This window comes from Croceimicrobium sp. (assembly GCF_965228705.1).
Lineage (GTDB): Bacteria > Bacteroidota > Bacteroidia > Flavobacteriales > Schleiferiaceae > Croceimicrobium.
This window is the reverse complement of sequence record NZ_OZ245832.1, coordinates 1,079,792-1,103,415: the sequence shown is the minus strand read 5'-3', so window position 1 is coordinate 1,103,415 and position 23,624 is coordinate 1,079,792. Positions and strand designations below refer to the sequence as shown.

The following is a 23,624-nucleotide window of genomic DNA, read 5'->3' as shown; positions in this document are numbered from 1 at the left end:
AAAAGGGGGCTTTTTTGTGGAATGGACAATTTGCTTCAATGCCAGATCCTTTCAACAAATGGTTCATTGAAATAAATTTGGCTTGAAGAGTCATGTTTAATTGTCTTCCAGATCCGTACCTTCCTGTAGATCTTTCTTCTGCCTATTGTACCAGAATGAACTAAGTAAGAGCAAAGCACCAACAACCATTAAGACAAGGGTCTTGGATAAACTGCTCAAAGAACTCAAATCCCAAAGAATCAACTTCAGCAAGATCAAAGCAAAGAACACCATGGCTGTAATGCGCAAATGTTTCTTGTTTTTAGACATGCCTTGAGCTATTAGGAAGAAGCTGTACAATGCCCATAATATACTCAGCAGTAATTGAGTGTAGCCATCGAAATGGGCCAGTTTGAAAATGTGTAATAATTCCGCGGAGAGCATCCAAAGCACCGTAATGTGAATGAAGATTTCCAAACGTTTTACATTGCGATAGGCCGAATAGCTTTTCTGACTGCTGCGCCAGCTGAAAAAGAGCAATAGGCCTAAGGCTAAGAAGGCTGGATAACGCAGAAGCATTTGACTTAAGCTGGCTTTTTGATGTAAATCCTCTAAGGCCATGCTGTAATGATCGGCAATTTCGGCCAGGGAGGAAATGCCGGCAATTAAAAAGGCGGGAATGGCCAACCAGTTCAGGTATTTGAGAGCATTGGCCAATAGTTTGGAATGCAGTCGCCACTGATTTACGATCTGTAAAACCAGTAAAAACAGAATGCCAAAAAGGAACTCCCAGGCCCAGCCTAAATAATCGTAATTCCGATTATAGCGTTCATAGGAATAATTGGTCATCTCTATTTCATATTCGCTTAAGAGATAGAGTTTATGCCAATAAAAATGGATTTCCTGGCGAAAGATGAACCAAGTGCTAAAAAGGCTGATTACCGCAATGATGCGATCAAAACCGACAGTTGTATCTTCAGCTTTAAGCTGTGTTCCCCGACTGCGGTTTTGCATCCACAAAATGGCATAGCCAAAGCTTACAGTGATGAGGCTATACAAGAAGGGTAGATTGAAAAAGCTGCTTCGACTGCGCTTAATTTCCCGACTGATCTGAAAGTAATCTTCATTCCAATCACTCATCAAACTGAAAAAGCCGAGGAGGAATAGCGGATAGGCAAAGTATAGAAAGCTCTTGAGCTCCTTTTCCAAGGCCAACCAAAAGAAGATTAGCGCTTCCAAGCACCAAATTAGGGTAATGGTATTCCCATCAAATTGAGCAGGAATCGCCAGGCTAAAGAATAAGATAGCCAAGGCCATTTGCACCCAATACAAGTTGCGGTTTTCGGGCGCCCAGCGGTAAACGGCATAACAAAGCAAAGCATTAAAGAGGGCCAGACTAAAACTAAAAAGACCTAAATACTGATCCATTTGACCAGTCTCCTGCAAGAGATAATAGCTCAATCCATAGTAGACCAGATTATTACTGAACAAGACAGGGAGGTCAATTTCCTTAAGTGGAAGTTTCTTAATTAGATGATAGCCTAATCGAGCGGCAACAAAAATCAAAAAGAAGAGCGCCAGGAAGAGGTGAGCACTGTTCTGACTACGGTTTTCATAATCCATCCCTGCCCATACCCCGAAAATGAGCCAGGTGAATACAAAGGCTGAATAATAGAGTGATTGCCAGTTTCTTCGGATGGATATAAAAAGGATGCCCAGATTAATTATTGCCATATAAGCAAAAAGCACTTCGTAATTTCCAGATTCGGTGCTTACTAAAAAGGGGATGGCATAAGCGCCCACTAAGCCAAAATGGGCAATTACCGAGCGATTTAAGTGAAGTGCCGCGAATACCGCTGCTACGGTAACCACAAACATTAAGATTGAGGTTAAGCCTAGGCTATAAAAGGCATAGAAGGAATAGGCGGCATAGGAAATGAAGTACAAAATAGCCAAGGACCCCCCCAATAGCACCGAGCTAAAATTGAGGTAGTTTTTCTTCAGCTTTAAGCTGATGCCCAATAAGACAAATCCCGTTACATAGCCTAAAAGAATACGGGTGGCAGGATTAATCATTTCATGATCAATGGCGTATTTAGCTCCCACTACCACACCTATTACGGTGAGTAAGATGCCAATTTTATTTATGAGGTTTTCGCCAATGAATTTTTCTAAATCCCAAGTCAGGCTGCGGTTTTTAGTTTTTGGAGGGACTTTAAATTGACCGGCATCCCTAGCCTTTTCGGGTTTAACAGGAGCTTTGGTATCTGGTTCCTTGGAGGATATTGACTCAACAGGCTTTTGGTCTTCCTTTACCGCCTCTGTCCATCGTTTTTCCAGGGCAGCGGCCTCTGTACCTTCACTCTTTAATTTGGCAATTTCGGATTGAAGCAAACGAATTTCTCGATTGTTCCTTTCGTGCTGGATTTGAAGGTTTAAAAGCCTTTCTTCCAGCGATTTAATTTTATCCGATTCTATGCTCATGGGATTAGGAAGAGGATTTAATCAGCGAAAGCTAAGCATTTTCCCTAATTGCTAAAGGGATTGCTGTAGGCCGGGTTTTGAATAAAAACAGAATCACTTAAGGTGTGTAAAAAGGCCAGAATGGCTTTCTTTTCTTGATTTGTTAAATGCACTCCACCTTTATGAGCATGCTGCAATTTCGAATCTACATTATAAGGTTTGGCCAGACCTTCACTGTAAAAATCGATGACTTCTTCTAAAGTTTCAAAGCGACCATCATGCATATAGGGGGCGGTAAGGGCAACATTGCGAAGGGAAGGAATCTTAAACCAGCCATTGCGATCCTGACCGCGAAATTCAATTTGGCCTTTGTCGACATAATCCATCGGCCCTTGAGCCGAATCCAGACCATTATTGCTGAAATCGCCCGTGGTACCCAGGGCATGGGCATCGGTAATATGACATTGCATGCAATCACCTTTATCCTGCAAATTAACCAGGGTGTAACCTTGATATTCCAGTGCTGTAAAATGATCTTCACCTCGCAATACCCGATCGTATTTCGAGTCTTGGGAAAAGAGGATGGATTGAAAATCGGCTAAGGCTTGACAAATTAAACTGCTGTCAATTTCCTTCCCGGGATAGGCCAACTCGAATAGGGCAGGGTATAATGCTGATTGGCGGATTCTGTTTTCAGCTTCCGACCATTTAAGGTTCATTTCCAAGCTGTGGCGCACCGGAAAAAAGGCCTGTTCTTGCAAACTGCTGGCTCGTCCATCCCAAAAGAAGCTTTGTTGCCAAATTAAATTAAAAAGGCCAGGGCTATTGCGATCTAATTTCTGGCCTGCCACTCCAAGGCTAAAGCGCTTGCCACGATCCGCAAAGGCAAATTCTTGTTTATGGCATGTAGCACATGATACTTTAGAATTAGCACTTAGAATGGGATCGTAAAACAAGTATCGGCCTAATTCAACTTGTGCCTTGCTGGGTACTTTAAATTCGGCGGGTAAGGGAGGAAAGAAATACAATTCCGGCAATGGCCAGCTTTCGCTTTTGGTCCTATCCGCTTTAAAAGCAATCAGGGAAAGCATGAAAAGACCCAAAATAACTCGATAAGGTTTGATCAAGGTTGTAGCATTATACGGAACTCCTCCTTCTTAATATTGCTCTTTACTCTTAAAATATAAACTCCAGCTTTTTGTCCGGAAATATCGATATCAAACTTAGTCGGGCTTTTGTCCCAGGATTGCACCACTTTTCCGGATAGATCCAATAATTCAATGGATTCGATATACTGTACCTGCCCGGTTTTACGTGCATTGAGCTTTATCGGTCCAAAGGTAGGATTGGGGCTGGCCGTCATAAATGCACCTTGATCCACCTCATTAATGGTATGAATACCGGTTATATGCACATTAATATTATCCAATAACCAGCCGTCTTGCTGCGTATCTACCGAATCGGTAAGAATTCGATATCGGATTTCGATAGTATCAGTACTAAACTGTGCCAGCCAGCTCATATCCAGGCATAGCCAAACATTATGCATATCTCGACTTCCGGTGAATGCCAACTCACCATTCGGGAGTGTGGCCACATTGGAGCTATCAAAACCAAAGAAATTGTATACATAAGGATTGTTAAAAGCACTTTCCCAGGCAGAGGTATCGGTGTATCGAAATTCTAGGATTCCTCCATCAATACTATCTTCAAAATCCAGGGCCTGCATCCATTCTATGGCTAGAATTCCTACTGGCGCCCATATTGGAACTTTCATGTGAAATGCTGAACTGTCATTGATAGGATAAGAATTTAGAGTATCGGTAACAATGGCATTGGGTTGAGTGGCGGCCTGCTGAAAATAATTTTTAGCAGGAGCTCCAATTTGCCAGACACTATTGCTATCAATAAGGGCAAAAACAGAATTATAGGTGGAGGTATCCGCACCATCGAAATATTGACGATAGTATTGGGCAGAAAGCCCTGGGCCTAAAAGCAGGATTAAGGCAAAAAGGTAAATGTTCTTCATTAGGGACAGATTTGCCCTAAGTTACATCTTTTTGCATTCTGGTAAGCCTCAGGTTTTTGGTGGGTAACGATAATGACCAATAATTCTAAACTGGAATAAACAATCGGCTAAAACTTGACCAGAGCCAATATTGTGTACAATCATAGGATTGCCATCCGCCGAAAGGCGATCTACCACCAAGCCGATATGAAGAATGCCATTTCCCAGGTCCCAGCAAACAATGTCTCCGGCTTTATAGTCTTTTGGCGACTTTGAAAGACTCAAAGTCTGTCCCTTGCGACTGAAGAATTTCATCAGATTGGGAACCCGTCGGTGGTCTATATTGGAATCTGGGGCTTTCAATTGCCAATTCTGAGGATAGTGTTTAAAATTAGCTAGCATGTCTTCATGTACCAATTTTTGGAGATCGACGCCTAATTTGCGATAAGCTCGAATAACCACATCGGTGCATACACCACGATCGGCGGGAACATCTCCATTGGGATAGGGAATTCGAAAATAGGAGGGATCATAAATCACCTCATCTTCGGTGAGTTCCAAAGCTGCTTTGGATAGCTGAAAGGCCCAATTTTGTTGCGCTTGAGCCATTGGGCCCAGAAGGACCAAGAGTAGTAGCAATCGGTTTAGCATAAAGCTAAAACGCCTTTATTAAGTGTCAATTGCCTTTAATCTATGCTTCTAGAATTTGGCCTTTGTTATGGTAAGGATGACCATAAATTTTTAATTCCTCTTCACTAAAACTATGTAGATGCAATAAATGCAATACCGGGCAATAGGCTGCCAATGCGGTAATCATAATTATCCCGGAAAAAATACTAATGCTCAATCCTAGGGTATCGCCAGAAGCACCATTAAAAAGCCAGAGGCCCAAAACCAAGATTAGGAAAGAAATAGAGAAGCGAATGCGGCGGTCGGTACGACCGATATTACGATGACTTTTCATTTGTTTGGACTTAGAGCCCCCTCCAAATCCAGTACTAAATTACAAATTTTTCCACTAAAAAATATGAGTCTAAACCCTTGTTTATGAAAACTAAAATTTAGGTGACTAATGGAAAATTGCTGCTGATTAAACTACTTGCTTGAGCTTCTTTTTTAGATAAGCTTTTTCCAAATTATTGTGGCAGAGTGTAATAGCTTTTTCCAGCATTTCTTGAGCCTGCTTAGGCTTTTCATCCACAAAATAGAATTCCGCCCAGGTGGCGTAATAGAGATATGTTCTTTGTTCCAGATCCTTTATTTCTATGGCTTCTAATTCGGCTTTCGCCTGATGGGGATTCTCGATTTGCAGATAGATAATGGCCCTGGAGAGTAGGATAGAGGCGGAAGGAAGATATTGATACATCTCTTCGTAATAGGCTAAGATTTGCAACCAATTGGTGCTTTCAAAATTAAGAGCACGGATATGTTCGGAGGCTATAAGGGCTTCAAAATGATAAGCGGATCGATCTTGAAAATCATAGAGACTGCGATACAATGCATCATGACCTAATTCTATTAGAGGAGCATACCATTTTTGGCGATCTTGTTGTTTAAGATTAAGGACCTCATCATCGCTAACTTTGGCATCCAAGCGAGCTGCATTGTAGCAAAGAAGCGCGAATAAGGCGTACAGACTACCACTGCGGAAGGTTTTTCTGCGGAGAAGTAATTTACATAGACGTAAGGCCTCTCCACAGAGCTCTTTATCCACCAGACTATCGGCCTTAATGGAATGAAAGCCTTCATTGAAAATGAGGTAGATGATTTGCATTACTCCCTGCATACGGGCCTCCATTTCATGAGGTTCAGGGAACCGCATAAGGATTCCTTCCTCTTGAATTTTCTTTCGAGCCCTTTGCAAACGCTTCTTAATGCTCTCTTCCTTTTGCATCAGAGCACAAGAAATTTCTTTACCGGAAAATCCAGAAATGGCTTTTAAGGCAAAGGCGATCTGTTCACTGGAAGAGAGGGCAGGATGGCATGCCACGAAAATCATCCTTAATTGAGCATCATCAATCTCCGGATCGAGAAATTGCTCATTGATTTCGAGGGCCGAAGAGGCATGAGGAAAGGCCGCTTCTCGTTTCTGTCGCGCTTGAATTTGTCGCAATAAATCCAGTACCCGATTCTTTGCTGCTTGAGTTAGCCAGGCTTCAGGCTTTTCGGGTTGTTTTTCCCGCCATTGTAAAGCGGCTTTCAGAAAGGTATCCTGAATGGCATCTTCAATTAAATCGAGATGCTGTAAGCCAAATATGCGGGCTAAAATAGCGACCATCTTCCCGTACTGATGTCGGAAAAGATGGTCTACTATGGGTTCTGTCTTATTGTTGTTGGTCAAAATTCACCACTTCGCGAATTTCCACAGCTCCGTTTAAATCAAAGTCGGGATAGTCTTGAGCTACTTCCACTGCTGCTTCGTAGCTGTCTACCGCTATTTTATAATAGCCCCCAATAAGTTCTTTGCTTTCCACAAAAGGGCCATCACTAACAATGCGTTGAGGACCGGTTACTCTTTTACCCTGGGCATAGAGTGCATCACCACCACGAAGGATTCCTTGTTTTTCCATTTTCGCGCCCCAGGCGAACCATTTGCCCATGCGGTTTTGTAATTCTTCAGGCGATAAGCCTAATTCTTCGTAATCGGCTCCTACGAAGAGTAACATAAATTCTTTCATTGTCAATTTTTTAATGTGATGAGGGTTTCTAAATGTACTTAATAATGAATTTGATTAAGGGCAAATTATTGCGGAGAATGCAAGCCTACCCGATTCCCTTCGGTGTCGATAAATAGGGCTATAAAACCACTTTCCCCAATGGCAGTTTTAGGGAGAATAATTTGACCACCAGCCGACTCTACTCGAGCTAAATAGGGAGAAAGATCTTCACCGCCATTGAGGTAAACAGTTGTTCCCTTAGTAGATGGTTCAATACCTTCGCCATGGAAAATGGAACCTCCAACGGCGCCTTCCATCCAGTCTGAGGGGAAGATGGCCATTTTACTTTCACCCATATCCATATTGTGCATGGGACCATCCATTAGGCTTTCGTAAAATTTTTGAGCACGGTTCAAATCCAGAACGGGAATTTCGAACCAATTGATTGCATGCTTCATTGTAAGAGCTTTTAATTAAACATTTGCCCTTAAGACGAAGCTGTTTTTTGAGAAGGGGACAAATCCCCGAAAAAAAATTAGCCGTATTGAACAGAGGTCATGGTTAAAGCACCACCCACCGGTTCATCATTAAAGATGCGTAGGTTTTCTTTTTGGTCCCTTAAGCCTAAGGTATAGAGCAAGGGTATGTAGTGCTCAGTGCTGGGGATAGCTAAATCAAAGGCTGGACCTTGTTTACGGAAATCGATTAAAGATCGATCATCACACTGCTCAAGAAAATTGCGCATTTTGGCTTGCGCTTCTAAGGCCCAATCGAAACCAAAATTGTCATTCAATCGGCGCCAATCTGTTAAACGTAGATTGTGCACCATGTTTCCAGAACCAATAAAGAGTACCCCTTTACGACGTAAAACAGACAATGCCCTGGCTAGGTCATAGTGGTATTGGGGTCCTTTGCTGTAGTCAATACTCAATTGTAAAACCGGGATATTGGCCTTAGGATAAAGGTGCTTTATTACCGACCAGGCACCATGATCTAAACCCCATTCATGGTCTAATAAAATCTCAGGCTCTTTAATTAAGTCTTTCAGTTCCTGAGCTAATTTAGGATCGCCTGGTGCCGGGTATTCTACTTCAAATAATGCTCGTGGAAAGCCACCAAAATCATGAATAGTTTTGGGCTGAGGCATGGCAGTAATGCGCGTGCCCTGTGTTTCCCAATGGGCAGAGATGCAGATTACCGCTCGAGGGGTAGGGACTTGCAAGGCCGCTTTACGAAAGCCTTCTACAAATTCATTTTCTTCGATGGCGTTCATCGGATTACCATGACCGAGAAATAAAACGGGCAGTGCTTCTTGCTCCGGCAAACTGCGACTATGCTGATACAGTTCCTGTAAACTCATAAAGCTTGGACTTATGGCCCCGAGGGCAGCTAAACGTATAAAATTAAGGCGATCCATTGCTTTAGCTAAATTAATGTTCAAACATTGAATAAGCAAATAAAAAACCACTGTGTTTTTACAGTGGTTTTTTTAAAGCTATTACTGCTTGATCAAGCGATCTTCTAAAAGCTCACCTTTCAGACTACGTACTTTTATCAAATACACGCCTTTGGGCAAATCAGCGATATCAATGCGAACTTCCATTGCATTAATTTCTTCTTGCTTAAGCAGGCTACCGGCAGTATTCCAGATTTCCAAACTGCTTAATTCTTCAGAAGCTTCGATATTGAAATCATTTTCAACTACAGTAGGATAGATGCTCCATTCTATTTCTTGAACTTCCTTTTCTGAAAGTAAAACGGCGCCAGTGTTTCCTACTACAATAGATTTATTAAGACTATTGTCGAAGGCCACACTTTTAATTACCAGGTCTAAATTCGATTTCAATTCCATTAAGGCCCAACCGTAGAAATAGTTTGAACCAGATACAAAGCGAATACCCATGAAAAACTCGGGATTACCCGCAAGGTCTTTACCGCTGGAAGAAGCAATACGCACATTATTAGCCGCCCACTTTTTTCCGCTGTGTACTTCTTTGCCAATAAACAGGCTTTCGGTATAGCTTGGATTAGCGATTTGGTCTACCACAAATTCCAGTTTAGGTCCGGTCACACTTAATACATAATTATTGGCTCCGGTTCCTGAAATCGCAAAAGTGATATCATCATTCATATCCCCATCCAGGTCGAAGGAGAGGGTACCATCACTCAAGGTCATGGTATGGTCTGGGTTAAAGTTGTTGTACACAATGGTGGCCTGTGCAGAAGTGGCCCACAGCATTATTGCACTCGCTAGAATACTTATTCTTTTCATGTTTATGGGATAAGGGATTTCAAGCGAGCAAAATACTGTATTAAAAGTATTAAGCTCTAATTTTAATCCTTGGTTTTTAACAATTTAATTCACTAATCTAAACGGAAGCTTACTGGTATAATCATGCGGCTATTTACGGCTTTACCATCTTTTTGACCGACTTTCCACAGAGGCATCTTTGCTAAAGCTTCCAGGACCGCGTCTTCCGCAGCCGTGTACCCTGTGCCATTCCGTACTATTTTAGGATTAGTAAGCTTTCCCTCTTTGCTGATGACTATCTGCACATATACTTTGCCTTCTATATTTTCCTTGACCATTATTTGGGGGTATTCCACCTCTTTTTTCAGAAAGGCCATCAGACTATCTATTCCCCCTGGAAATTCGGGTACCTCAACTTGATGGTAGTCGTAGCATTGCCAGGAGTCGGGATTTGATAAAGTGTCTCCTTCTCTGGGTTCCTTGAGAGGAAGATAAATATCACCAACTGTTACCAAGCCCGAACTAATTTCAATTGGCAAGCTATCCGCATTTTCAATTTGGTGATGAGTATCTAACTGACAATCTGTTTTTACTTCGGCTGATTTAGGCTTTAGGCTATCGGCAGTATACGGCTCTTCTTTCGGGATGGCTTCTGATGCCATTTTCAGTGTTCTGGGGCTGTAATAGCTGCTATTCCTAGCAGGGTCAATGGGCTCATCACAAGAAGCGAGGTATAAACTCGCTAATGCCAAAAAATAAAAGGCTTTATTGCGGTGTTGGGGTTTTTGGCTCAGGGCCTGAATGGTCACCATGATATCATCGTAGTTAAAATCTACCTCGGAGCGCTTCATCCTTCCGCATACTTGCTCCTCACGATGTTCCAATAAATAAGCTAGAATTTCGACCCGACTCTTGGTACTAAAATCCATCACGTTTTTGGAGCAGCTCTCACAAAACCGGGAGTGAACCCCAATTTTCATTTTATTCCAATCTGCCGGGCAAGGTTCTTTAATTTCGGCTTTCAGCATGAACTTTATTTAAATTCTACCACTTCTTTTTCCTCCAGAGAACCGATGGGAAATCCATACAAAGCCTGAAGCTTCATCAATTGACGATAGGTAAATTGACTTTGATAGGAGCTGTAATATTCCTGATCGGCTTTCACCTGGGCTACTAATTGATTATAATAATCGTAACGACCCCTGGCTAAATTGAAGGTGTCTATTTCATTTTGGTAGACTTGATAATAACCGGCTTCAAAAGGCACTATTCCTAAATGAAAATTTCGTTGGGTGGCCACCCAGGTAGGACAGCATATATGCATGGTGTCGCTATCCCTAATAATGTCAAAGTTTACATCATTGTAAACGATGGTAGCTGAAATACGAATCGATTGTATGGAATCAATATAATAGCCTGATCGATATTTTTTAGTCAAGTCACAAGGTCGCAAATCGGTAGCTCTGGAAGATTCCCGAATCTGATATTCAGAGCAAAGACGCTGGAAGTTTAAAATCCCTTGTTCATCCTTTAATTGAAATTGAATGGAAACGGAAAATGAAGGTTGAGACCAGCTTAAAAAGCTAGTCGATAGGAGGATAAAAGTTAAAAATGTCTTCATCAGCTTTTAGGGGTACATGGAATTCAGTTTCAATAGGGGTGAAATTGGATTCGCTGTTATTCCAGATTGAATGGTATTGCCCGTAGAGTTTGTATTTACCCTCCGGAAGGGAATCAAATTCTAAATTCCAACGAGGAGCTTTCAGGATGGGAATAGGGATTAATTGATTACGTCCTACATCGTAGATGGAATCTATGGATAAGTATTCCTTCCCATTAATATAAGCGGATTGAAAATCAAGTTTGTAAGCTTCACGAATTGAGTCGTAATAAAAGCGGTTGGCAATAATTGATTTAGGCTCTGTGTAACAAATGCTTATGTTTTTACTGATTTCCTGAGTAATGCCGTATTGCCAGATAAGTGCTTCCCTTTTTAGGTAGGCTTGATTAGTGCTTGATAAACTGGCAGGGAGAAGGCTGTCGATGAAAATATTCTTTTCAAATGCATGACATTTATTTTGGAATTCCAGCCAATCTTGAGGATTAATGGTATCTAAAGCTCTAAAATCCTCTACATGCTTGCGAATAGCACTTATGAATTCACTGTATTTGAATTTGCGATATTTATGAGGTGATCCGGATTCAATTTCTTTCATGTCGATATAGAGATAGGAGCTTTTATAGGCTACTATTTCCTCGATGAGTTTTTCCATTCGGTTTAGCTGCTCCTCTTGAGCTTGATCTTCAGGATTTGTGCAAGCACCACTAATTAGGCATACTAAACTTAGTGCAATTACTTTTCGGACCATTTGAAATCTATAGGATATTTAAAGGCCTTATTTGAATTTCTAGAAACCATAATCATCTCGGCCTTAAGTTGATATTCGCCTGGTTTCAAATTCCCTAGGGGCATTTTCCATAAAACTGAATCGCTCTGTGGGTATAGATTAGCATTCAATCTTTGGCCATTATAGATTATACTATCCAAGATTAAATAAGCTTGAGCAGCAATAGCCGGTATTCCTTTGAATAAGAGCGCTGACTTTAGTTTATCCGGATCTCTAAGATGTTCAACCTTTATCTCAATAGGAGTAAAACCACAATAAATCCCATCATACATGTTGTGGTAGGTCTGATATATGTCAATTATGATCACCAGAATTTGACTTTTCACCTTCTGCCATTCCTCAGCGGTTTGAATATCAGAGGCTAGAATTTGTTTTTCGACAATATCTGAATTGATTTTGTTGGCTTGTGAACCTAAGTATTTGATGGCCGCTTTGTAATCTTCAAATCGATCACCTGGAGAATTCCATTTAATCGTGTCAAATTCGTAAAACCAGGACTCCAGTTTCTGAACGCTTGGATACCATCTTTTTGATTTCTGTGGTCTTTCTGCCACATTAGCTTTAATCGAAGCTAGCTCAATTAATAGCTGCTCTCGTAAGCTTTGCTCAATATAATTATTTAGGCTTTCTTCAAAGGGGTCGGGACAGGGGCTACAGCTTGTTAATCCGAGTAATAGTGTGAAAGCTATAAGGCGAGAATAAGGAATTATTAGCTGTGTTTTCAATTCCATCATTTTTGAATAATAAACTTCTTCTCATCGTATTCACCTGCCTGATTATTGCTGCGCAAAACATAAACCCCATTGGCGGCATCTTCCAGGTTTAGTCGTAAATCGTCTCCATCGTATTGAAAGTCGCGTAATTTTTGCCCATTCTGATTAAAGACCTGTATAGTATGCAGTTCATTTACTTCAAACTTAACTCGAATCTCACCTCTTGAAGGATTAGGGAATAGATCATTAATTAGATCACTGCGTGAACTTTGCATGGTATAACTGCCTTGATCCTGGGCTAAAAGAATAGGGTAGAAGTTCATTTTGATGGATTGGGCATTGGCAATCTGAATAATCTCTTCCAGACTATGACTGCTTAATGCGCCAGTGTGGGAAGGAGCATGGCCAATAAGGATCACCATTCGCTTGCGTTGAGACTGAAAGAATCCTTCATTTATAGCGCGATAGACTCCATCATAGACTGACTCCGCCGTAGAAGTATTACCAGTTAAGCTAATCTGATTTACAAAATCTTTGATGTCGCGCACAGAATTGCCAAAGTCTTGATAGCGGTACCAATCCGGATTATCATGCTTATCCATATAAGTGGCCATTGCTAAACGCACACCCTTATAACGACTTAATTGATTCAGAATATAATTGAGTCCCTTTTTTACATTTTCCACATCATTCTTCATACTGGCAGTAACATCCATAATGATCATCAGATCCAATTGATCCGATCCATTTTCGCGAATGATATCCTTAAGACTGCGGGCAATCTTGCTGGCATCTACCAAAATTTTAAGGTCACCACCGGTTTGTTTGGACAGGGATTCAAATTGGGTGACGGCCTCTGGAACGACTAAACTGCTGCTTTGTGCCAGAGGTAAGTCGATTTGCAATGCCATGCCTCTGCTCATGAAGGAATAAATGGTATCGCCTTTTTGAGGCGGCTGAATTTCGGTTCTTTGGCTTTTTTCCGCACGTAATTGCAGAATCAGACTTTGCAGCGAATCTAAGTCGCGCAATAATTTGGATTTTTCCTTTTGGATTTCTTGATTTTCATCCAGTGCGATGTAATCCTCAGGCTTGGGGTTTTCTTGACAGGAAACAATACTCAAAGCAATAAGAGCCAGGGCAAAGAACTTTTTCATGGAAGCGTTTAGATTGGTTTAACTAGAAATCATAACGCACTAATTTTCAAATCCGTATCCTATGATTAATTCTGAAGACTAATTAGCGGCTTGCTTCTTTGCTTTGAGATCCTTTACAACCCAGTACAATCCTTTTAAATTAGAATGAGCTACATCAATCAAAAATTGAATAATTAAATGCTCGCTAAATGCCAGGATTCCCCAGATAACCATGAAGTAATAATAAGCTGGCCAAAACTCAATAAAGAAAAGACTGGCAAACCAAATGCCTTGAATATATCCTCCAATTTTCCAGGAGTACAAATGAAAGCTGGGTAGGCGCTTAAAGCGGATGAGCGGTAAAATATGACAAAGGGCAAAGAGCAGGAAAAATGGATAAAGGGCCAGCAAGTGACTTTGCAAAATATCGACTTTAAAATAAAAGACCCCGGCAAAACTCAAAAGATAAGTTCCCATGTCGGCCATGGAATCCAGGCGAGCCCCCACCTCTGTGGCTTGATTAAATCTTCGGGCAATCCATCCATCGAGGATGTCAGTAATTAAATTGATGCAGATCAACATTGCGAAGACTTCTTCCAAATCCACCCATAAGGCATAGAGGATAAATGGAAACATTATCAAGCGATAAAGCGAAAGGACATTAGGAATGGTCCAGGTGAAATTTTGAAACATAGTTTAGAATTCTTTTTTAAGGCCGATTTGCCAAATGAGAAAAGATAGACTTAGATGAAGACCAAGTCCCATGCTAAAGACTAAGGCAATTTCGATCCATTCAAGATGAATGAAAAGGCTATAGAAAATGAGGGTACCAATTATGGAGTCGCTTTTGTCAATTAGCATTTGCAACTTGGGAAAACTTTGAGAACGTTGCCCGGCTGCGATACCCAATTTGCGCTTTATAAATGAGTTAGGTAGTTCTGCGAGGGCATAACTTAGTCCTAAACCAGCTCCTAATAATCCAGCTTGATTTAGAGGAATAGCTCCCGACCCATAAGCGGCCGGGAGACTAAACATTGAAGCAAACAGGCTCAGGAAAATGATACCACGCCAGGTTTTATGATCTCCGAAGAGTGCTCTGGATAGTGGAACTTCTAAAGTTTTGAACCAGCCATATCGCACAATCATCATATGGCTAATATTTGCTAGTATTAAAGGGAGAAAATAGTGTTGGATATGGAAGCTGAGGGTCATGACAAGCGACGGATTTCACGTTCTACCACCGCCAGCATTTCGAAGGAGCTTTTAAATACACTTTCGATAAAAGGGTAATTGACCAGTGTACTGCCACTGAGGTAAAAATTGACCCTTTGCAGTAGGAATGATTTCGCCACCAGGGCCATATCTTCCAAATAGTCTTTTCGACTGTAATCCTTGTCATTGATCTCTCGCACCAAATCAAAGTGCCAGTCTAATAAAACCAAGAGTCGATTGGCTTTAAAGCCCGCTTCCAAACTAAAAGCCAGAAATTCGAAGATGTCTCTTTGTGGCAAGCCTTTTTGTGCGAGTTCCCAATCGTAAATACAAGCTTGATCCGTATTGCGGATGGCAATATTACGTGGGTTGAAATCGTTGTGAATCAAGGTTTCACGACCTTTTCCTTTAGTGCCCTTTTCTTCGAAATCGTGAAGGAAAGCTTGCATTTTTTGGAAGTAGGGATCTAAATTTAGATGCTGATAGTCTTTGCGATTTACCTCAATAAAGGCTTGGAATAAAGTGCGAGCTTCCATGAAATCTTCAGCATTTTGAAGTTCCATTTCTTCCAGGTCTATTTTGGCAAATGCCTTATGTACCTGGTGAATACTGCGAATTACTTGATGCTGTAGCTCGAGGGTCCAGGCTTCTGGATGGTTTTCTGCATTAAAAATCTGAAGCTGATCAGGGTTTAGGCGTTCTAAGGCTAGGAGGTAAATTTCCTGTTCTTCATTTTCTACTGCGCCATAAAACTTGGGCATTATGCCTAAGCCCGCTTTTTGTAAAGCTTGATAAACTCGTAATTCCTTTAAATGGCTGTTGGCATATTCCAGTTTTGCTTGATGCGCCTGTAATTCATCGGCCAGCTTGGCATCGATATTTGAAGCCATAAAGTGCAAGCCTTGATTGAGCTCCGAACCCAATGCCTTACTCTTTAAAATGAGTTCCAGCTTTTTTCCGGATTCCAGATAGAGGTCTGCAGGGAACAAACCAATCAATTTCTTGGTGGCCTTGCGGCTGAGTTCAGTAAGGATTCCATTTTCCTCAAAAGGATTAGGCAGCCATTCTATGCTTTGTACCGGATGATGAAGAGAGAATTGACTATTGAAGAAGTCGGGGTTTAAATCTGCTTTAAGCAGCCAGTTTTTAGGTTTGTTTCTACCCAGGCTCTGATGGGCTCTAACAAATTGCCCGCTCACAATCGCAGCCAGGGTAGATAGTTCCAGAGAAAGGGCAAAGCCGGCGATAAGCTGAGCAAAACGACGGGCGCTACCTGGGCCCTTGCATGACATGAGCTCTAAAGTTTGACTGGCAATGGGAAGATGGGTTCCTCCACCAACGGTACCTACCACCAGATTAGGGAGACTGAGGCTTACATACAAACCTTCGTCGGTGGGTTCTAATTGCAGGATGCCAATGCTGGACTCATGAATGCAGGCTAAATCCTGACCGGTGGAAGCGAATATGCCGGCAATGGCATTCGCGATATTTATATTGTAGCCGATCATACCATCAAAGCGACTGATGGCCATGGAATGATTAAAGGCCCGGAACATATCTTCGGCGGTAGTTCGTAGCGTACGACTTAAAGCTTCGTGGGTGATTAAGGCTTCGGCGATCACGTGTATACCGCGACCATTTTGCATAGAGTAGAAGGAGACTTTCTTGTCGGAAGCACCATTGCCATCAATCACGAAATTGTGAATTTCAAAGCCCGTTTCTTCCGGGAATTGTTTATCGATATAAAGGCAGGCCTGCCAGGTACAGGCGGTGGTCATATTTTGTCCGGCCGCATCATGAGTAGAGTAAATAAATTTCAGGTGAACGATTTTACCTACTACCACGCTTTTGATCTCTAATAATTCGGCATGATTGGATTGCTCCTGGGCAATACCGCGAATGACTTCAAAATGGCGTTTTATCCACTGATCGAAGGCTAAAGCCTCATGCATACTTTGGAAAGTAAACATGGGGGTGCGCAACATTTTTTGGTGCAGAATATGCGATCGAAAGCCACCGGATTCACTTAAGGCTTTAGCCCCTCGATTCATACTGGCTACCAGAGCTCCTTCTGTCGTTGCGAGAGCGGTGTGTACCCATTCGGCTTGATCTTGGTTTTGGAAGAGGAGCGGACCTACCAGACCTAATGGAATTTCGGTAGTGCCTACGAAGTTTTCAATATTGTTTTGGATTTGCTCCAGGTGTAAGCCTTGTGAATCGTAGTTGAGGTTAATGCCTTTAACCAGAGTGTCGAGATAGGAGCGGCGGAGTTGTAAGGCTTCGGGATGGTTTTTTCCCTTGCCGGGGATATGGGGGTATTGAGCTTGTTCCTTCATAGGTTGAGGGCTTAAAACTTTGTCTTTCATTTTTGATTTCTTTTGAGATAAAGCGAGAAGAATGCAAACAAGATTTGGAGGATTTTCCATCCGTAACGCATCAAATGTTTGCTGAGAAATAAGGGACTCATGACTCTCGTTTTTTCGTTAAGCGTTGGCTAAAGTCCAGCACTTCCTCTCGGGCGGCTTTCAAATGCTGAAAAGTACCTTTGAGAATTATTCATTTTTCGAATGAGGCCTGATGGGCTAAGACTTTGCGGGGCTCAGAAAAATCAATAAAATGTAAGATGCCATCCCGCGAAAGCGGCTAAATGCTCAATTTTGGTATTTTGCCGACTCTAAAAAAACCAACATGTCATACTTCCCGCAAAGGGCATTTTTTAGGGCTATTGAAGCCGAGTTACCTGAGAAAACGAGTTTAATACAGTGGACTGCAGATCATTTAGACCTAAGCTATGCCAGTGCCCAACGCAGGGTAAGTGGCGAAAAGGAACTGAGTGCAGGAGAGTTGGTACAGCTTACCATGTTGATGCCAGTGGCTGCACAAAGAGTTTTAGAGGCTTATCCATTACGCGATTCCTCACTGATTACCGATAATACCTTTAATAGCAAGGAGGACTTTGTACAATACTTACGGAATATTCGCAGCTTATTTCAAAGTGCTTTAAAGTCGGGAGATGCCCTTTTGCAATACGTGGCTTACGATATTCCCATTTTTCTATTTCTGGCTAATAGTCGCATGCTCGAATACAAATTTGCCTTTTGGTCGAATCGCTTGCGGGATGGATTAGAGGAATTACCTCCGGAGGCTTATGTTTTGAGCAGGGATATCTATTCCATTTACCAGCAAATGGATTCCGAAGAATTATGGAATCCCAAAGCCCGGCAAATTCAATTAAGACAATTGGAGCTCAATCTGGAGTCTGGATTATTAAATGAGGGTCAGTATGCGGAATTGAAAGGTTTTATTAATCGCATTCAAGAACAGCAGTACCAATGGGCCAAGGCTGAGCAAAAAGAGGGTGGTGGGGCTTATCGCTTGTATAGCTATGAAGATATTACCATTACCAATGGCGCCTTATTGAGCTTTGGAAATGTGCAGCAAATGATGGGGGCCTATGCTCACGTTAAGTTCTTTAGCAGTAGAGCCACTACCCATATTGAAGGCTTTAAACAAGATTGGAATGCCCATATACGGGCTGCGCAAATGATTACCCACGGACCTCCCGGACTATTAAAGCAATGGCAAGAGCAAACCAGTGCTTAAAAGAGCTTTTCTAAAGCATAGCCATAAAGCTGAATTTCGCTGTGATCGATAATCTGCAAATGCAACCAACCCAATTGACCGGTTAATTGATTTTCGATGGCGAGGTAGATCTTTTTACGATTAGGTACAATGAAATTCTCGTAGCGGAAATGGCTATTAAAATTTCGATCAAAGCCGGCACTATAAGTACTTAGGCTCAAAGAACGATTATCCCAACCCACATTAGGATCGGAATCGGCATCCAAAATAGCATCACCAAATTGATAGCTGATCGCTTGCTGAACAATATTGAATTTCAAGGCAGTATCCTGATGATTCGCCGGACAGGTATAATGGCTAGCCCGATTGTAAATAAAAGAGCTATCCGGCCCTATACACTGATAAACCGTATCAAAAAGAATGGGCCCCGTTTGAAAGGCATAGAGGCCAAAGAAGGATTCAATACTGAGGCCTTGAGATTGTAATTCGCCGGGTACCACCAGATTAGTTACCCTTAAAAGCAAGTCTACAATCGTGTCTTTGTCAAGATTTAAAGAATCGACTTTTTCAGAATGCTCTCCCTGGGCATTTGAAATAAATATGCGACGAGGAGGATCAAATAATTGACCTTCCACCGCCGCATTATAGTATCCAAATCGGAATTCCGTGCTATTGGGATTGTATCCTAAATCTTCCTCTTTTTTTCGGCAGCCACTAAGTAGTAGGACTGTTATCAAGATGAAGCTGAGGGCTGCAATGTTTTTCATAGGGCTTAAAAGGCCCAATTTACTGCAATTCCTTTTTAGGCTTTTAACAGCTTAATACTCTGCTTATAACCCTGGCTATTTTGTACAATAAGGAAATAAACTCCCTTATTCAGTTCACTTAGATCTATTTGTCGATTATCGGTAAGCAGTTGCCCTTCCTTAATAAGCTGTCCCTGACTGTTTACTAATTGATAGTTCAACTCAGCATCATTGCTCCATTCGAGGCTTACTACATTTTGTGCAGGATTAGGATAGACCTTTAAATTGAGTGATTTTGGATGGGTCAGAGAAAGGATTGGACCGGTGTGACAGCCATAGTTTTGATTAGCCCAAAAGATGGCCAAAGATTGCTGCTCGAATTTAAGTTTACTCACCGCAGCCCAGGGATTCATATCCATGAAATCTCGTGCATAGTTTATCATAAGGTCGAAGCAGAGGCTATCACCGCTTTTTAAGTTTACCTTTTGATGATTGATTAATTGACGTTTATCGGTAGTTTCTATAGGTGAGCAGTACCAATTTTTAGAATCGTTAAAAGCCCATTGCGTTATTGGGTTGGTTGAGATGGGTTCATAGCCATCTCCATTGGCGGGATCATAAAGTCCAGAAGGGTTTTCAATTCGCAATGGCTCAGCATTTTGCCAGCGGTTGTTGAGGTAGTTTAACCAGTGATGCTGGATTTGCGGGTCTGTGGTTTCGATAGGCCCCATATAGCCTCCAATATTGTGATAATACATGGCTCCAGAAGGATTCCCTTGCAGCATACTGAAACCTACCGCCGGTGGATTAAAGCCGAAACCGAAAATACCTTCATCCAGGGAATCCGCATTATAGGTATAAGAGAGGGCTAAGCTGGAGTCGGAGCCACAAATATCATCAAAGGAAAAACCCAAGTCACTGTCGTACCATTGCCCGGCATATAAGGAATCGATGTCTTTATTCGAGCGGTTAATGATTTTATAATTCAAGAAAACGGCATTTTCCGCTAAGACCATTGCTGTAGGGTCAAAACCATAAAGCTCTAAATGTACTTCCACACCTAAAGAGCGCAAATCGCTTCGTGGAGTATAGCGATCCTCATCATTAAAAATGCAGTACAGACTTTGATCGCCACGAATAATGGGATATTCGCCACTGAGTGGTTCGTACACCTTATTTCCATTCAGATCAGCAAAGGGCGCCAAAAGCCAGGCTTCACCATTGGTGGTATCTCCATGAGCAGGCCACTCGAGGATTTCTGTTAAGGGACTGTAGCCCTGGTCTTGCCAATGTTGAATATGATGATCAATCATGCTTTTCGCCATCTTCCAAACCCTGGCATAGTTGTTTTGATAGTCTGGATCGGAATAAGAGTCGGCAATTGGGCCAAAGCGAAAGTCGGTTTGGTTATAATCCGGATCATTATAAAGATGATACTCTTGAACTGCCGTTCGCAGGCTGTCATTAATAAAGCCGGCTAACCACAGGTGGCCAGCAAAAAGCACCGCCTTGTCCTGAGCATTCTTAATCTTGAAATCGCCCCAATAGGAGTCATCCTCAAAGAGACCGCCATTTGGGCTAAGACCACATTCGATATTGTTGAGGTCGAAGCTAGCACTGCTTTGGGCATTTAATCCCAAGGCTATAAAAGAACTAAAGAGAGTTAAATAAATTTTACGCATAGTATTCAATTTTCAGTCAATTAGACTGAGCTCGATACTATGGTTGCTTTGAATGCTTAAGAATGGCAAGCATTGACAAAAAAAGAGAAAGCCATGAAATAATGGCTAGCTAGCGGGTTCCGTGAAACGAACCACAGTATTCTCTACTGCTTCCAAGCTTTGTAAATAAGCAAACATGGCTTTAAGATCTCTTTCTTCCAGACCGCCATACATAGTCCAGGGCATAATGGTTTGAAAATCGCCTTTAGCCACTTCATGAGGTGTATAGGCACTATCGCCATAGAGCTTGAATCGCTCCACAAATTGGGCTTCCGTCCAATTGCCCAGGCCAGTTTCCGGATGCGGTGTAATATTGGAAGAGCGAACAATGGAGCCATCTGCTAATTTGAACTCCATGCCACCGGCAAAGTCTTGTCCTACAAATTGACCTTTCTCCTGTCGAGTATGACAATCGTAACAAGCCGCTGCATTCATTAAATATTCGCCATAGGCCAATTTATCCTCAGGATTAGGGCGCTGGCTAAAAGCCGATTTTTTCGGAATGGTGTTAATGATAAAGTTCATGGGGAAATCAGCTTCGGATTGAGCGTGTTCTGCTTCAATGGAAGGCAAGGTACGGAGGTAGGCAATTACGGCTTCTACATCTCTTTGATCCAACTTTCCATAATGCGAATAAGGCATAATAGGGAAGAGGGCTTCTCCATCCTTAGAAACCCCAGTGCTGATGGCGCGCATGATTTCACCATCGGTCCAATCCTTAAGATTATAAGGGGTGATGTTTTTGGAAAGGAAGACCCCTGGAAAACCCAGATCATGATTAAAAACCTCGCCACCTTTTCCTAAGGTACCAGGTACCAAAGGCCCCGAAAATTTTGACCAGTCTCGTTCAGAGTGGCAGTCCATACAAACCATCAGGTGATTGGCCAGATAATCGCCTCTTTCGATCGTTTCGGCATCAGCATTAACAGTGATATTTTGGGCTTCGCCTACGTTGGGTAAAGCCATTTTAACATAGGCCAGTGTGGATCCACCAAGTAGAATCAGTAGTCCTAAAAGGATGAGGAGTAGTTTTCCAATTTTTCTCATGATGCTTTGCTTTGGTTGCTTGTAAAACCGATAATCTGAATTAATTCAGGGGTTTGAATTCTTATTCAGACTATCATTGCTCTAAGATAGTAGATATGAGCTATTTAGAGGGAATGAAAAATTCCTCTCTTTTTTAGGAGGATATGAGTACAAAAACGGATTAACCTGATTTGCCGTAAAAATCTATTTGTAAACCTAAGGTGTTGATATTAAGGGGTTAACAATAGATATTTTATTTCCAGATCCTGTTTAACTACCCAATAATCAGTTGTTTAGGCCATTAATGAAGTGCGTATATGAGAATTTATAGTTAAATAGTTTAAATACAAATTACTCAAATTCACAAATTTATTCTGGTATTAATAAGCAATTTTGCTATATTGAGTGGTATCAACTAATCCCTCTATATGCAGTTTTTTTCTCCCCCCTCATCACTGGGTGTGCCTGGTGATGCTGATACTCTCGTGGGTCAACGCGCCAATGTTATCAATGGAATTTGTTTGGCATCTTCCCTTATGGCTCTCTTCTTTCTTGTAGTAGCTAATTTGTATCAATGGCCTTATGTGGCAAAATTTATTGCGCTTACTGTTTCTATTATAATATTAATTCCAATTGTATTGAATAAATTAAAAAAGCATGTTTTGTCGGCATTATTCTTTATGTTGTTTACTATAGGCCTTATTACCTTTCTTCCCATCCTCTTCGGTTTGCGGTATCACTTTCAGGTCTATTTCTTAGGAGGGGTGGGACTTCCCTTTGTTTTGCTCAATGCGAATTTTGGTAAGTGGCGCTATATATTTTCGTTTAGCTATGCCATCCTTTGGGCCTTGGTGCAGTTTGGTTTTGGTGAACAGGAAGGCTTTGTTTCTCTGGGTGATGATCTTGTGAATCAAATTGTTATGATGAACTATGGAATGTCCTTTATAACTATAAGTTCCGGGACTTTCATTTTCACCATTCAGAGTGATCGCTATCGTAAAATTATCAAGCAGCAATACGAGGGTCTGCTTGAGGTAAATAAGAAACTTGCCAATTTTTCCTATGTGGTGTCTCATGACCTTAAGGCACCCATTGCCAATATTTCATCCATTGTAAGGCTTGTTAAAGAGGATTCTAAAGCGGAGCTTAGTGAATTCTCAATGGAGATGCTGACTTTAATTGATAAGAGCAGCGTACAATCTATGGATATGATTCAAGCTGTATTACGCTATTCCCTGGTTACCAATGAAGAGATAAATCAAAGTGAGTTTGAGCTGGAAGCTTTTTTAGACAAGATCAGAGCTAAGTTTTATGGTCGCAAGAAATTGGAAATTGAATGCAGAGGTGAGATACCAGCTCTCTGGGGTAGTGAGGTGCAATTGGAGCAAATCGTATCCAATCTGGTAGACAATGCAATTAAATACCATGACAAGCCTGAGGGCTGGGTTAAAATTGCGGTAGACCGAAATGGTCCTAATCAGCTTCATTTTAAAGTACAGGATAATGGGCCAGGTATTCCTCCAAAACTCCAATCAGAGGTTTTTAAGCTCTTTAGTAAAAAACCAAATACGGGAACTGAAAGCAGCGGAATTGGCCTGGCAGTAGTGAAGAATCTGGTAGAAAAATCCGGTAATTCCATTGGTATTCAATCCGAAGTAGGTGAGGGAACAACCTTTTGGTTTACCTGGGATATTAAAGCTCCTAAAAGCTCTGTTTCTTAAG

23 protein-coding genes are annotated in these 23,624 nt (G+C 41.6%); 2 read left to right on the top strand and 21 right to left on the bottom strand.

What is annotated here, in order from left to right; all coding sequences use genetic code 11:
• Nucleotides 1-96: 96 nt before the first annotated feature.
• The 18 genes from ACO05P_RS04935 to ACO05P_RS04850 all read right to left on the bottom strand — a co-directional run bounded on the left by ACO05P_RS04935 (nt 97) and on the right by ACO05P_RS04850 (nt 17,193).
• Entirely contained in the window at nt 97-2,463 is a 2,367-nt protein-coding gene (locus ACO05P_RS04935) for a DUF2339 domain-containing protein (protein WP_421753788.1), read from the bottom strand.
• Nucleotides 2,464-2,507: 44 nt separating this feature from the next.
• Nucleotides 2,508-3,533 (bottom strand): cytochrome-c peroxidase, encoded by a 1,026-nt coding sequence (locus ACO05P_RS04930; protein ID WP_421753786.1) that lies wholly within the window; start codon nt 3,531-3,533, stop codon nt 2,508-2,510.
• Between the two features lie 32 nt (nt 3,534-3,565).
• Nucleotides 3,566-4,471 (bottom strand): T9SS type A sorting domain-containing protein, encoded by a 906-nt coding sequence (locus ACO05P_RS04925; RefSeq protein ID WP_421753785.1) that lies wholly within the window; start codon nt 4,469-4,471, stop codon nt 3,566-3,568.
• 48 nt (nt 4,472-4,519) lie between these two features.
• The gene (locus ACO05P_RS04920) at nt 4,520-5,059 is read right to left on the bottom strand and encodes a DUF1287 domain-containing protein (RefSeq protein WP_421753783.1); all 540 of its coding nucleotides are present in this window, start codon (nt 5,057-5,059) and stop codon (nt 4,520-4,522) included.
• An 82-nt stretch (nt 5,060-5,141) separates the two neighbouring features.
• Nucleotides 5,142-5,414 carry a YgaP family membrane protein gene (locus tag ACO05P_RS04915; protein WP_421753781.1) on the bottom strand — a complete coding sequence of 91 codons (273 nt, stop codon included), beginning with the start codon at nt 5,412-5,414 and terminating at the stop codon, nt 5,142-5,144.
• 126 nt (nt 5,415-5,540) lie between these two features.
• Nucleotides 5,541-6,791, bottom strand: coding sequence for an RNA polymerase sigma factor (locus ACO05P_RS04910; RefSeq protein ID WP_421753779.1), 1,251 nt, complete (start codon nt 6,789-6,791; stop codon nt 5,541-5,543).
• On the bottom strand, nt 6,775-7,128 hold the full coding sequence (locus ACO05P_RS04905; RefSeq protein WP_421753777.1) for a YciI family protein: 354 nt from the start codon (nt 7,126-7,128) through the stop codon (nt 6,775-6,777). Before ACO05P_RS04905 ends, ACO05P_RS04910 begins: the two co-directional genes overlap by 17 nt.
• Nucleotides 7,129-7,193: 65 nt before the next feature.
• Nucleotides 7,194-7,565 (bottom strand): VOC family protein, encoded by a 372-nt coding sequence (locus ACO05P_RS04900; protein ID WP_421753776.1) that lies wholly within the window; start codon nt 7,563-7,565, stop codon nt 7,194-7,196.
• A gap of 77 nt (nt 7,566-7,642) precedes the next feature.
• The gene (gene ygiD, locus ACO05P_RS04895; protein WP_421753774.1) at nt 7,643-8,524 is read right to left on the bottom strand and encodes a 4,5-DOPA dioxygenase extradiol; all 882 of its coding nucleotides are present in this window, start codon (nt 8,522-8,524) and stop codon (nt 7,643-7,645) included.
• An 81-nt stretch (nt 8,525-8,605) separates the two neighbouring features.
• On the bottom strand, nt 8,606-9,379 hold the full coding sequence (locus tag ACO05P_RS04890; protein ID WP_421753773.1) for a T9SS type A sorting domain-containing protein: 774 nt from the start codon (nt 9,377-9,379) through the stop codon (nt 8,606-8,608).
• Between the two features lie 92 nt (nt 9,380-9,471).
• Nucleotides 9,472-10,386, bottom strand: a complete 915-nt coding sequence (locus ACO05P_RS04885) for an energy transducer TonB (RefSeq protein ID WP_421753771.1) — start codon at nt 10,384-10,386, stop codon at nt 9,472-9,474.
• A gap of 5 nt (nt 10,387-10,391) precedes the next feature.
• On the bottom strand, nt 10,392-10,979 hold the full coding sequence (locus tag ACO05P_RS04880; protein ID WP_421753769.1) for a hypothetical protein: 588 nt from the start codon (nt 10,977-10,979) through the stop codon (nt 10,392-10,394).
• Complete coding sequence (locus ACO05P_RS04875; protein ID WP_421753767.1) at nt 10,942-11,727, bottom strand: hypothetical protein; 786 nt, start codon at nt 11,725-11,727, stop codon at nt 10,942-10,944. The genes ACO05P_RS04880 and ACO05P_RS04875 overlap by 38 nt, the downstream gene beginning before the upstream one ends.
• The gene (locus ACO05P_RS04870; protein ID WP_421753765.1) at nt 11,712-12,491 is read right to left on the bottom strand and encodes a hypothetical protein; all 780 of its coding nucleotides are present in this window, start codon (nt 12,489-12,491) and stop codon (nt 11,712-11,714) included. Before ACO05P_RS04870 ends, ACO05P_RS04875 begins: the two co-directional genes overlap by 16 nt.
• A gap of 5 nt (nt 12,492-12,496) precedes the next feature.
• Nucleotides 12,497-13,636 carry a T9SS type A sorting domain-containing protein gene (locus tag ACO05P_RS04865; RefSeq protein WP_421753763.1) on the bottom strand — a complete coding sequence of 380 codons (1,140 nt, stop codon included), beginning with the start codon at nt 13,634-13,636 and terminating at the stop codon, nt 12,497-12,499.
• 78 nt (nt 13,637-13,714) lie between these two features.
• Complete coding sequence (locus ACO05P_RS04860; protein WP_421753762.1) at nt 13,715-14,308, bottom strand: CDP-alcohol phosphatidyltransferase family protein; 594 nt, start codon at nt 14,306-14,308, stop codon at nt 13,715-13,717.
• Between the two features lie 3 nt (nt 14,309-14,311).
• On the bottom strand, nt 14,312-14,827 hold the full coding sequence (locus ACO05P_RS04855; RefSeq protein WP_421753761.1) for a CDP-archaeol synthase: 516 nt from the start codon (nt 14,825-14,827) through the stop codon (nt 14,312-14,314).
• Nucleotides 14,824-17,193, bottom strand: coding sequence for a phosphotransferase (locus ACO05P_RS04850; protein WP_421753760.1), 2,370 nt, complete (start codon nt 17,191-17,193; stop codon nt 14,824-14,826). The genes ACO05P_RS04855 and ACO05P_RS04850 overlap by 4 nt, the downstream gene beginning before the upstream one ends.
• Before the next feature lie 322 nt (nt 17,194-17,515).
• Between ACO05P_RS04850 and ACO05P_RS04845 the strand changes: the two genes are divergently transcribed.
• Complete coding sequence (locus tag ACO05P_RS04845; protein ID WP_421753759.1) at nt 17,516-18,430, top strand: hypothetical protein; 915 nt, start codon at nt 17,516-17,518, stop codon at nt 18,428-18,430.
• On the opposite strand, the gene ACO05P_RS04840 is transcribed toward ACO05P_RS04845, so the two are convergent.
• The 3 genes from ACO05P_RS04840 to ACO05P_RS04830 all read right to left on the bottom strand — a co-directional run bounded on the left by ACO05P_RS04840 (nt 18,427) and on the right by ACO05P_RS04830 (nt 21,923).
• Complete coding sequence (locus tag ACO05P_RS04840) at nt 18,427-19,176, bottom strand: hypothetical protein (protein ID WP_421753757.1); 750 nt, start codon at nt 19,174-19,176, stop codon at nt 18,427-18,429. The genes ACO05P_RS04845 and ACO05P_RS04840 overlap by 4 nt on opposite strands.
• 35 nt (nt 19,177-19,211) lie before the next feature.
• Complete coding sequence (locus ACO05P_RS04835) at nt 19,212-20,837, bottom strand: T9SS type A sorting domain-containing protein (RefSeq protein WP_421753756.1); 1,626 nt, start codon at nt 20,835-20,837, stop codon at nt 19,212-19,214.
• A gap of 105 nt (nt 20,838-20,942) precedes the next feature.
• On the bottom strand, nt 20,943-21,923 hold the full coding sequence (locus tag ACO05P_RS04830; protein WP_421753754.1) for a c-type cytochrome: 981 nt from the start codon (nt 21,921-21,923) through the stop codon (nt 20,943-20,945).
• Between the two features lie 641 nt (nt 21,924-22,564).
• On the opposite strand from ACO05P_RS04830, the gene ACO05P_RS04825 reads away from it, so the two are divergent.
• Nucleotides 22,565-23,623 (top strand): sensor histidine kinase, encoded by a 1,059-nt coding sequence (locus ACO05P_RS04825; RefSeq protein WP_421753753.1) that lies wholly within the window; start codon nt 22,565-22,567, stop codon nt 23,621-23,623.
• The last annotated feature ends 1 nt before the right edge of the window (nt 23,624 follow it).

Excerpts from the sequence above, each read along its gene's own strand:
- ACO05P_RS04935 (WP_421753788.1), bottom strand. The coding sequence starts at position 2,463 with ATGAGCATAGAATCGGATAAAATTAAATCGCTGGAAGAAAGGCTTTTA.
- ACO05P_RS04930 (WP_421753786.1), bottom strand. The coding sequence starts at position 3,533 with ATGCTTTCCCTGATTGCTTTTAAAGCGGATAGGACCAAAAGCGAAAGC.
- ACO05P_RS04925 (WP_421753785.1), bottom strand. The coding sequence starts at position 4,471 with ATGAAGAACATTTACCTTTTTGCCTTAATCCTGCTTTTAGGCCCAGGG.
- ACO05P_RS04920 (WP_421753783.1), bottom strand. The coding sequence starts at position 5,059 with ATGGCTCAAGCGCAACAAAATTGGGCCTTTCAGCTATCCAAAGCAGCT.
- ACO05P_RS04915 (WP_421753781.1), bottom strand. The coding sequence starts at position 5,414 with ATGAAAAGTCATCGTAATATCGGTCGTACCGACCGCCGCATTCGCTTC.
- ACO05P_RS04905 (WP_421753777.1), bottom strand. The coding sequence starts at position 7,128 with ATGAAAGAATTTATGTTACTCTTCGTAGGAGCCGATTACGAAGAATTA.
- ACO05P_RS04900 (WP_421753776.1), bottom strand. The coding sequence starts at position 7,565 with ATGAAGCATGCAATCAATTGGTTCGAAATTCCCGTTCTGGATTTGAAC.
- ygiD (WP_421753774.1), bottom strand. The coding sequence starts at position 8,524 with ATGGATCGCCTTAATTTTATACGTTTAGCTGCCCTCGGGGCCATAAGT.
- ACO05P_RS04890 (WP_421753773.1), bottom strand. The coding sequence starts at position 9,379 with ATGAAAAGAATAAGTATTCTAGCGAGTGCAATAATGCTGTGGGCCACT.
- ACO05P_RS04885 (WP_421753771.1), bottom strand. The coding sequence starts at position 10,386 with ATGCTGAAAGCCGAAATTAAAGAACCTTGCCCGGCAGATTGGAATAAA.
- ACO05P_RS04880 (WP_421753769.1), bottom strand. The coding sequence starts at position 10,979 with ATGAAGACATTTTTAACTTTTATCCTCCTATCGACTAGCTTTTTAAGC.
- ACO05P_RS04875 (WP_421753767.1), bottom strand. The coding sequence starts at position 11,727 with ATGGTCCGAAAAGTAATTGCACTAAGTTTAGTATGCCTAATTAGTGGT.
- ACO05P_RS04865 (WP_421753763.1), bottom strand. The coding sequence starts at position 13,636 with ATGAAAAAGTTCTTTGCCCTGGCTCTTATTGCTTTGAGTATTGTTTCC.
- ACO05P_RS04860 (WP_421753762.1), bottom strand. The coding sequence starts at position 14,308 with ATGTTTCAAAATTTCACCTGGACCATTCCTAATGTCCTTTCGCTTTAT.
- ACO05P_RS04855 (WP_421753761.1), bottom strand. The coding sequence starts at position 14,827 with ATGACCCTCAGCTTCCATATCCAACACTATTTTCTCCCTTTAATACTA.
- ACO05P_RS04850 (WP_421753760.1), bottom strand. The coding sequence starts at position 17,193 with ATGAAAGACAAAGTTTTAAGCCCTCAACCTATGAAGGAACAAGCTCAA.
- ACO05P_RS04845 (WP_421753759.1), top strand. The coding sequence starts at position 17,516 with ATGTCATACTTCCCGCAAAGGGCATTTTTTAGGGCTATTGAAGCCGAG.
- ACO05P_RS04840 (WP_421753757.1), bottom strand. The coding sequence starts at position 19,176 with ATGAAAAACATTGCAGCCCTCAGCTTCATCTTGATAACAGTCCTACTA.
- ACO05P_RS04835 (WP_421753756.1), bottom strand. The coding sequence starts at position 20,837 with ATGCGTAAAATTTATTTAACTCTCTTTAGTTCTTTTATAGCCTTGGGA.
- ACO05P_RS04830 (WP_421753754.1), bottom strand. The coding sequence starts at position 21,923 with ATGAGAAAAATTGGAAAACTACTCCTCATCCTTTTAGGACTACTGATT.